Genomic DNA, 9,620 nt, shown 5'->3' on the forward strand with positions numbered 1-9,620 from the left:
GCTGAATAGTATATAAATACAAATTTATCCTTATGGGAGGTGTAAGCATGAGCGTCACAACACAAAGTGTCAGCACAGATAGTGCCCCGAAAAAAAGGAACTTGACCATTATTGAGTCCGCGTACGTGGCGGTCATGTTGTTTGGTATGTTCTTTGGCGCAGGAAACCTGATTTTCCCTGTGTTCCTTGGAGCTAATGCAGGAAACAATTCCGCTCCTGCAGCATTAGGCTTTATTATTACCGGCGTTGGTTTGCCATTGCTTGGTGTTACGGCTCTTGCGATGAGTCGCGCAAACGGTCTTTTTGAACTTTCTAGTAAGCCGAGCAAAAAATACGGCATGTTCTTTACTTGTGTGCTGTATTTAACAATCGGACCATTCTTTGCAATTCCTCGCTGCGCAACAACTTCGTACACTGTTGGTTTGGAGCGCGTCGTTCCACAAGACGGAAACGGTCAATTGTATTTGTTCTTGTTCTCTGTGGTTTTCTTCGCGTTAGCATTCTTCTTTGCTATGAAGCCTAGCGGAATACTTACATGGGTTGGTAAAGTTCTTACGCCGATATTCCTGGTTTTCTTAGGTATTCTGGTATTTACTGCACTGTTTTCTCCTGTAAGCGGCGCTTCTGCGGATGCTGCTCCTATAGGGAAGTATGTTAATGAATCATTCTTTACAGGATTCTTAGATGGCTACAATACAATGGATGCTTTAGCTAGCTTGGCTTTTGGCATTATAGTTGTTAGTACTATTCGATCCTTTGGCGTAAAAGACCCTAAAGATGTGGCAGTGAATACTGTGCGATCTGGATTCTTTAGCTGCTTGCTTATGGCGTTGATTTACGTCGCAATTGTTGTTGTCGGTGTGCGTAGCCGTGCACTGTTTAAGCCTGCTGAAAACGGTGGCGTAACTTTGGCGCAAGTTGCACGCTACCATCTTGGAAACGTTGGTTTGCTTGTTCTTGCTGCAACTGTTACTCTTGCATGCTTAAAGACGGCAGTTGGTTTAATTGTAAGCTGCTCGGAAACCTTCTCTAAGTTATTCCCTAAGGGCCCTAGCTATCGCGTTTGGTCTGTGTTGATTACGCTTGTTTCGTTTGGTCTTGCAAACTTTGGTTTGAGCACAATCATCGAATATGCAGTTCCAGTATTGATGTTCTTGTATCCACTGTCAATTGTATTGATTCTTTTGGCTTTGTGCGGTCGACTTTTTGGAAATTCCAAAGTCGTGTACGCTTGGACACTTGGTTTTACTGGTGTTGCAGCTGTATTTGACTTTTTGAATAGTTTGCCAACAGCTTTGCGCAACGCATTGCATATGAACGATATGTTGGTGGTTGCTCAAAACTGGTTGCCGTTCTCGGAATTTGGCATGGCTTGGGTTTGCCCTGCTGTTGTTGGATTTGTTGTTGGCTATGTCCGCATGGTTTTATTTGAAAACAAGGACATGGAAGAGGTGGCTCGTCTAGCTGCTGGTCCAGATCTTGAAGGCAGTGTTGCTAGCGAAAATGATTCATATGCTTCCATTGATTCTCAGTTTTGCGAGCAAAATTAGAAAATCATGAAATAACCGTATAAGCTAAATAAACCGCCATATTTTGTTGCGTAATTTTTCGTAGCAAAGTATGGCGAATTTTATATAAAACGCACGCTTGACTTATTTATTGGAACGATTTAGTATATTTCAATAACGAACAAAATAATGTGCAATCTAAAAGTAATTCTCGCTTAGCCAGTAAAGCAAGATACGAAAAGGCACACGTCTAGTGCTCGGCGCTGAGGCATTAGCAAAATGGTTGTTCATGAGTGAAAGGAGTAAACGACGCTGTTTGCGGCAGAAGTCTGGCGTTGCTATATATCAAATGGTGCATTGGGCGGTATGCCCAAGAACCTTTAAGTTTCTCTAAATATTTCTAAGGAAGAACAACGATGTTGAAACTAAAAAAGTTTGGAGCAATCTCTGTGATGCTCGTTGCTGCGCTTTCGCTTACCGCATGTGGTGGCGGCACAAGCTCCACGAGTAATGCTCAAGGTAAAACAACCGTTTCTGTTTGGCATTATTGGGATGGCGCTAATGCAGATGCCTTCGATAAAAAAGTAAAAGCATTTAATGCTTCGCACAAGAACATTGAGATTAAAACTACAAATGTTCCTAATGCTGATTTCTTAACAAAATTACGCGCATCTGCTACGTCAAATACTTTGCCTGATATGGCCATAGGTGATTTGATTTGGATGCCTCAAATGGCACAAATTGGTAAGTCTGCAGACTTAAAAAAGCTTCTCAAGCCTGAAGTAATTGACAATATTAACCCTGCATTAAAGAATTTTGGGTCAATTGATGGTCGCTTAGTATCCGTTCCAATGTCAGCCAATAATCTTGCTTATATGTACAATCGCACAATATTTAAGAAGGCTGGTTTAGATCCAGATAAGCCGCCAAAAACTTGGGCTGAATTAAAGCAAATGGCAAAGCAAATCAAAGATAAGACTGGTCTTCCAGGATACGATTTGCCAACCGAAGCAGGAGACAGCGGTGAGGCTCTTACCTGGAACTTCCAAGTCAATCTTTGGCAAGCTGGGGGTGAATTCTTAAAGAAAGATAACTCTGCTGCTGCTTTTAACACTCCTGCAGGTAAGAAAGCTGCCAATTTCTGGATGGATCTTATTAAAAGTGGAGTGAGCCCATATGCTGGATGGGGCAAGTTTGAAAAAGGTAAAGGTGGTTCTGCGCAGGAAGGTTCTTGGATGGTAGGTATTTGGGCAGCGGATCCTCCATTTGATTTTGCTGCAGCTCCTTTACCAACTCCTGAAGGTGGTAAACCATCTACTAATCTTGGCGGAGAACAAGCCATGTTGTTTAACAATGATGATGCAAAAGTAAAAGCTGCTGCTGAATTTGTGACTTGGTTCTTGCAGGACAAGCAAGTGCTTGATTGGTGTGAATCTACTGGTTTCCTGCCTGCGACAAAGAGTGCTGCTAACAATGCAGAGTATCGTTCATGGGTTGAAAAGAAAGAGCCTCGCTTACTTCCATATATTGAACAAATGGCAACTGCTCATACTCGTCCAAACACCAAACTATATCCACAGATTTCGTTGGCATTCGCAAAGGAAATGGAAAAAGCATTTTCTGGCGAAGTAAATGTTGGAACTGCATTAAAGAATGCAGAAAAAGCAGTCAACGAAGTAATATCGCAAGGTAAGTAATCATGCGTAATCCGATAGTACAGTTGAAAAAGAACAAGTCAGCTGCTAATGCAGAAGCAAAGGCTAGTAATGGTAAGCTGATTCGTGATAGTCGTAAAACTGTAGGTAAATGGGAGCAAATTCTCACAGCATGGGGATTGTTGCTTCCTGGATTAGTGATTCTCGTCATCTTCACTTTTTATCCAATTATTTCTGCAGCTTATACGAGCTTAACAAATTGGAACGGGTTTTCTGTAAATCCAGATTTTATTGGATTGAAGAATTATGTGAAACTATCTCAAGATCCAGAATTTTGGAATAGTTTAACCGTGACTGTTATCTATGCATTTGGTGTAGCTGTGCTATCGGTTGTTTCGGGGTTGCTTTTTGCGGTATTACTAGATGCGCCAATTCGCGCTCGCGGATTGTATCGCACTATATATTTCCTTCCTGTCGTTACCTCCTCGGTGGCTGTAGCAATTGTGTGGAAATATATGTTGGATCCATCGGGTCTTGTAAATTCTGTACTCTCATCCCTAGGTATTGCAGGACCCGACTGGCTCCACAACAAGTGGCTAGCATTACTTGCTACTACACTCCTTACAGTTTGGAAGAACTTAGGTTTTAATATCATTCTATATTTGACTGCTTTGCAATCTCTTTCTAAGTCGACTTATGAAGCTGCAAGTCTTGATGGTGCTACGAGCTGGCAACAGCTGCGTTATATTACAGTTCCTCTGCTTAGACCAATGACATTCTTTGTGGTTGTGCAAGCGCTGATTAGTAGTTTCCAATCATTTGATTTAATTTATGTGTTTACTGAAGGCGGTCCTCGAGGTGGCACTGACGTACTAGGAATGTTTATGTATCGTCAAGCATTTAGGTTAGGCAATTTCGGTTATGGTACGGCAATTGCTATAGCGTCGCTGGTGTTAGTTCTTATCGTAACTCTTGTGCAATGGAAGGTAAGTAATGCAGAAAATAAGTAAGGTTTTTACGAGATTGCGTTCGTTGCATCTTGCTCGGCATATTGTACTCATTATCGGTGCAGCTTCGGTACTTATCCCATTTATGTGGATGTTTACAACGTCGTTGCAAACAAAAGCCGAAACGTATGCCGTTCAGTCAGTGATTCCAACATCATGGCATTGGGAAAATTATCTGCATGCGTGGCAAAGCGCTCCGTTTGCAAACTATTATATTAATAGCTTGATCATGTCGGCAATTATTGTAGTTGGTCACCTTGCGTTTGATGCTATGGCAGCTTTTGCTTTTGCGCGATTAGAGTTTCCTGGAAAGAAAATATTATTCGTGCTGCTACTTTCTGCTTTCATGGTTCCTGCTTTCGTAACAGTTATACCTATGTACGGTATTATCGCTCAGTTGCGTTGGATTGATACTATGGCAGCTTTAACAGTTCCGCGTTTGGCTGATGTATTTGGCATTATTTTGCTACGCCAACATTTTACTACTATCCCGCGTGAGCTAGATGAGGCTGCAAGAATTGACGGATGTTCAAGCCTTGGTATTTTTATTAAAGTTATTCTGCCGCTTTCTAAGCCAGCTCTTGCAACTCTTGGTGTATTCTCATTCCTATTTGCATGGAATGATTTTCTGTGGCCTCTGTTGGTTACAAATGCAGAAGAAATGCGTACTATTCAAATCGGCTTGAGTGGTTTTGTTGGACGTTATGGTACGTCATGGAACTATTTAATGGCTGGAACTTTGACGTCAACTTTGCCATCAATTATTATTTTCTTCTTCTTCCAAAAAGCTCTTGAACGAGGAATCGCTTCTACAGGTCTTAAAGATTGAAGAAGTGCTAAGACGTTTACAATTTGTAAAATTTACTATTTGTTAGGAACAAGTCATGCAACCTGAATGGGTAAAATCAAGTGTATTTTATCAGATTTTTCCGGAGCGTTTCGCAAATGCAAATGCCTCTATTAACCCTAATCCTGTAGAATCATGGGATAAATCTCCAACTAGGGACAATTTTTTCGGTGGTGATTTGCAAGGGATCAGTGAGCATCTGTCATATCTTGCGGATATGGGTGTCAATGCTTTGTATCTTACTCCAATTTTCCAAGCGGATACGAATCATCGCTATGATGCCACTGATTATTTCAAAATTGATTCACGTCTTGGTAATGACGCAGATTTTGATGAGTTTATTAAGCGTGCTCATGAATTGCAGATTCGTGTAGTTTTAGATGGTGTATTCAATCATTGTGGAATAGGCCACTGGGCGTTTCAAGATGTTGTACGTAACGGCGAACAATCGCAATATGTTAATTGGTTTTCGGTAGAGGGCTTTCCTGTAGTGTCTCATCCGGAACCGAATTATAAAACATGTTCCGGCTGTTACTATTTACCAAAATGGAATGTATATAATCCAGAAGTGCGTAGACATCACTATAACGTTGCTAAATATTGGTTAAATCGTGGTATTGATGGCTGGCGTTTAGATGTTCCATATTTCGTCAATAAAACATTTTGGAAGGGTTTCCATAAAGTAGTGAAATCTTTTGGGGATGATAAATACTTAGTAGCTGAAGAATGGCGTAACCCTTCTCAATGGCTTACTCCGGAACTTATGGATGGAACCATGAATTATACAGTTCGTGATTTAGTCCTAGGTTTTTGCGCTGATGAAACGTTGGATGCTTATGATTTTGCAGATGGTATGAATGCTTTGTATAACGATATTCCAGAAGAACATCGTTCTTGTATGTTGAATTTGCTTGGGAGTCACGATACTGAGCGATTGCTTACGCGTACAAAAGCTCATGAATATGCTTGGGATACGTCTGCTGAAGACGCTGAGAATTTAGCTTATGCGCTGTTATTCGCTGCTGATGGTGCTCCTATGGTGTATTACGGCGATGAAAATGGTATGGAAGGAGAAAATGATCCGGGTTGCCGCGCTCCTATGATTTGGAATGAGAATGCTTGGAATTTATCTGTTCGTAAAACAGTTTGCAAATTAATGCGTCTACGTAGAGAAAATGCTGCTCTCCAATATGGCAGGCAGCATGTAGCTGCTTTAGGTAAACATACTGTGTGTATTACGCGCAACTTACCTTCGGGGCGTGCATGCTTATGTTTAGTGCATCGCGGATCTGGAGCTTACATCAATTGTGATGATTTGCCGGTGCGTATGGATCGTTCGCTATTTGGTGTGCCAAGTATAATAGGTAAGCAATACCGTATGGGAGAAAAATCCATTATATTGTATGAAGGTGAAGCAGTGGGGAAGCTATGAATGTTCGTAGAGTGACTATTAAGGATGTTGCAGAAAAAGCTAATGTTTCCAAGTCTGCAGTATCTTTTGCATATAATGATCCGTCAAAACTATCTGAGGCGACGGTTGAACATATTATGCAAACTGCTGAAGAAATGGGATATGTGCGAAGTGCAACAGCTAGAGCATTGCGTACGAATTCTTCGAATGCTTTGGGCTTGTTGCTGCCGCAAGGTATTGATACGATTTTGCAAAATCCCTATTATTCACTTTTGATTCAGGGCATTGGGCAGGTTTGCCAGTCGGAAGGCTACACTTTGATGCTTGTTCCTCCGCTAAGAGGTTCAATGTTAAAAGCTATTCCTACAGCTGCAGTAAGTGGTTTTATAATTTGCGGCTTGGAAGCTGAACGTGCAGAAGTTGTTGAAATTTTGAATAAGCATGTTCCTGTAGTGATTGTGGATCCTGCTCAACCTATTAACGTTCCGACTGTAGAAGTTGACGATGAGCATGATTTTGAAGATTTAGTAGATCGACTTATTGATTTAGGTCATAGAAATATTGGTATTGCGGCAATTGAAACGAAATCGCATACTGATTATCCTGGGTGGCAAGGAATAGTTGGTAGGCGCATGGCAAGTGTTGTGCGCGCGCTTAAAAAGCATAACTTATCGCCGGAAGATAAAGAAATTACCGTTATAGAAACGCCCTGCACATATCAGGGTGGCACTGATGTTTTCAATAAAATGTGGAATGATACTAATCTCGAATACAGACCTACTGCGATTGTGTCGTTTAGCGACATTATTGCGCTAGGCGTGCTTGGAGCAGCTCAACAACAAGGGCTACGTGTGCCTGAGGACCTTTCCATTACTGGTTATGATGATTTGCCTTTGTCTACAATTTGTACGCCACGATTAACTACGGTTCATCAGCCAATTACTTCAAAAGGACGTTTGGCTGCAGAAAGTTTGATTGATCAAATACGCTTTGATGAAGAAGCTTTGCCTGTTTCGCATAAAAAACTAGGAACTGCCCTCATCGTGCGTGAATCGGTTGGGGCAGCTCCTCTTAAGAAGTAATTGGCTTAATATATTTTGCAGTTTTGACTAGAAGTTGCCGCCGTTCCAACCCCAGTCAGTAGTTGCAGTGTAACGAATATAAGTGCGATCCTGTGGAATCCCAAGCTCTCGCTCTAAAGCTGCCATAATCTGCTCAGTTAACTTTTCCCAAGCAGACCCTGGCACGCTGGAACCAAACACGTTCACCTCAACGTAAGCTGCAGGCTTGGAATCGTCTCCTGCAAAATAAATCGGCATATTGTCCTCGAATGGGCACATGAGCCAATGCTCGCTTTTTCCTGGAACTGCGCTAATTGCTTTGCCATAAGCAGTTTTTAATGCGTCACGCTGGGCAGGTGTTGTGCTTACAGAAACATGAGTATGAATAACTGGCATAATCGCTCCTTTGCTAAATTTAGTAAGCTTTATTACGTAACAATTATATGTTATTTGTTAGCAGCCGCGTGTTTAATGGATATTATGAAAAAGCTTATTGAACAGGTTGTAAAGTTTGGAATTGTGGGCATTATTGCCCTTATTATTGACGTTGCGCTACTCAATTTATTAATGCTTGCGCACTTAAATAATGTGGTTGCGGGTACGATTTCTTTCGTAATCTCACTTATCTTCAACTATATTGCCAGTATGAAATACGTCTTTAAACATCGTGAAGATATGGCAAAGTGGATGGAGCTTCTGATTTTTGTTATTTCCGCAGTCATAGGTTTGCTTATAAACGATTTGATTATTTGGGCTAGTACGTTAGGAATGGCTGAAACTTTACGCGGATCTGCAGTATACGTTTTGCGCACAAATATAGGAAAACTTGTAGCTACTGTTGTTGTTGCTGTGTGGAATTTTGTTATACGAAAGTGGCTGCTCGATGATACTAAATCTCAACAGCCTGGGTATGTTGCGCAAGAAGATACTAGTTTTGCTCACCGCTTGGGAATGTGGTCGCTTAATCATACAAAAAACCGCAAGTAATTGTTTTAATGTTTTAAACAGAAAGTAGAACGCAATGCCAGCTACGACAATTCATTTTGTGCGTCATGGAGAAGTTGATAATCCAAATCACGTGTTGTATGAGCGTCTTCCTGGATTTCATCTTTCGGCTCGCGGAGTGAGGATGGCGCAAGCTACAGCAAAATATATTGCCACTGTTCCGCAAATGCGCGGAATTACTGCAATTTATTCGTCTCCTCTTGAGCGGACTCGTGAAACAGCGCGTGAAATCGAAAATGCTTTGCGCAAGATTGCAGATTCTTCCTATGTAAAAGCGCACTGTGATGAAGATTCTGCGCAATCTCAAGAAAGCGACATTATTTTAGATAAACGCTTAATTGAAGCTGGAAATAATTTCCGCGGAAAACGCATAGGCTACGGTGAAGGCGCGCTGTGGAAAAACGACAATTGGAAGCTTGTTGCGAATTTGTGGAAGCCAAGTTGGGGAGAAAGCTACCGCAGTATTGCTACTCGCGTTGGTGATTTTGCGCGCGAGCAGGTTCGTAAGCATCCTGGTGAGCAAATCGTTGCAGTTACTCATGAGTCGCCAATCTGGTCTTATAGACACCTACTGGAAACCGGTCACGCTGAACATAATATGCTTCTTCGTCACACGGCTTTAGCTTCGATTACTTCTATTACTTACGATTGTGAGACTTTGCGTGTGCTTTCAATTACGTATGTTGATCCTGCTGGGCGAGTGAAGTAAGTAACATATAATGCGAAGGAGCATTGAAATGGTTAATTCTGTTGATTCTGTCAAAGATTCTGAAGATATTAAAAATAATGAAAAAAGTATGCTAATGCTGAATGATGCAGCGCAATCTGCCGCAAAACTAACAGAATTATGGCCATTGACGGAAGCGCGACACTTAGATAACGACGCAAAATATGCGGAAAATCTTGAGGTGCGCTCAATGCGAGCAATAGCACGAATACTCACGAATCTTGACGTTACCGTTCCGGATGCTGAATTTGTGTATGAAGGCGCGGATGAAATTCCTGGACGTCCGCAAGAAATAGTAGACGCGCTACTTGCTGCCGCCGATGCTTACGACAATATGGATTCATGCTATGAGCCTAACTATGATGAAGCAGAAGAAGAAATACTAGAAAATAGTAATAA

At 41.6% G+C, this 9,620-nt stretch carries 9 protein-coding genes and 1 pseudogene; 9 read left to right on the top strand and 1 reads right to left on the bottom strand.

What is annotated here, in order from left to right:
* The first annotated feature begins 47 nt into the window (after positions 1-47).
* The 6 genes from brnQ (at position 48) to A5294_RS05385 (ending at position 7,510) form a co-directional block, all read left to right on the top strand.
* Entirely contained in the window at positions 48-1,550 is a 1,503-nt protein-coding gene (gene brnQ / locus A5294_RS05360; RefSeq protein ID WP_080550923.1) for a branched-chain amino acid transport system II carrier protein, read from the top strand.
* Positions 1,551-1,924: 374 nt separating this feature from the next.
* On the top strand, positions 1,925-3,205 hold the full coding sequence (locus A5294_RS05365; RefSeq protein WP_004105646.1) for an ABC transporter substrate-binding protein: 1,281 nt from the start codon (positions 1,925-1,927) through the stop codon (positions 3,203-3,205).
* A 2-nt stretch (positions 3,206-3,207) separates the two neighbouring features.
* A complete protein-coding gene (locus A5294_RS05370; protein WP_004105644.1) occupies positions 3,208-4,173 on the top strand; it encodes a carbohydrate ABC transporter permease in 966 nt (321 codons plus the stop codon).
* Complete coding sequence (locus A5294_RS05375) at positions 4,157-4,999, top strand: carbohydrate ABC transporter permease (RefSeq protein WP_050397215.1); 843 nt, start codon at positions 4,157-4,159, stop codon at positions 4,997-4,999. Before A5294_RS05370 ends, A5294_RS05375 begins: the two co-directional genes overlap by 17 nt.
* 55 nt (positions 5,000-5,054) lie before the next feature.
* On the top strand, positions 5,055-6,449 hold the full coding sequence (locus A5294_RS05380) for a glycoside hydrolase family 13 protein (RefSeq protein ID WP_004105641.1): 1,395 nt from the start codon (positions 5,055-5,057) through the stop codon (positions 6,447-6,449).
* The gene (locus A5294_RS05385) at positions 6,446-7,510 is read left to right on the top strand and encodes a LacI family DNA-binding transcriptional regulator (RefSeq protein ID WP_032842347.1); all 1,065 of its coding nucleotides are present in this window, start codon (positions 6,446-6,448) and stop codon (positions 7,508-7,510) included. The genes A5294_RS05380 and A5294_RS05385 overlap by 4 nt, the downstream gene beginning before the upstream one ends.
* A 27-nt stretch (positions 7,511-7,537) precedes the next feature.
* Here A5294_RS05385 and A5294_RS05390 read toward each other — a convergent pair whose 3' ends face one another.
* Positions 7,538-7,885, bottom strand: a complete 348-nt coding sequence (locus A5294_RS05390) for a phenylpyruvate tautomerase MIF-related protein (RefSeq protein ID WP_064340643.1) — start codon at positions 7,883-7,885, stop codon at positions 7,538-7,540.
* An 84-nt stretch (positions 7,886-7,969) separates the two neighbouring features.
* Here A5294_RS05390 and A5294_RS05395 point away from each other — a divergent pair, with 84 nt between their 5' ends.
* The 3 genes and pseudogenes from A5294_RS05395 to A5294_RS05405 all read left to right on the top strand — a co-directional run.
* Positions 7,970-8,476: a GtrA family protein gene (locus tag A5294_RS05395; RefSeq protein WP_032835361.1), complete on the top strand. Its 507-nt coding sequence runs from the start codon at positions 7,970-7,972 to the stop codon at positions 8,474-8,476.
* Positions 8,477-8,510: 34 nt separating this feature from the next.
* On the top strand, positions 8,511-9,203 hold the full coding sequence (locus A5294_RS05400) for a histidine phosphatase family protein (RefSeq protein ID WP_064340644.1): 693 nt from the start codon (positions 8,511-8,513) through the stop codon (positions 9,201-9,203).
* A gap of 28 nt (positions 9,204-9,231) precedes the next feature.
* Positions 9,232-9,620 (top strand): annotated as a pseudogene (locus tag A5294_RS05405) (hypothetical protein); the annotation flags it as partial.

It is taken from the genome of Gardnerella sp. 30-4 (assembly GCF_001641215.1).
In the GTDB taxonomy this organism is placed as follows: Bacteria; Actinomycetota; Actinomycetes; order Actinomycetales; family Bifidobacteriaceae; genus Bifidobacterium; species Bifidobacterium leopoldii.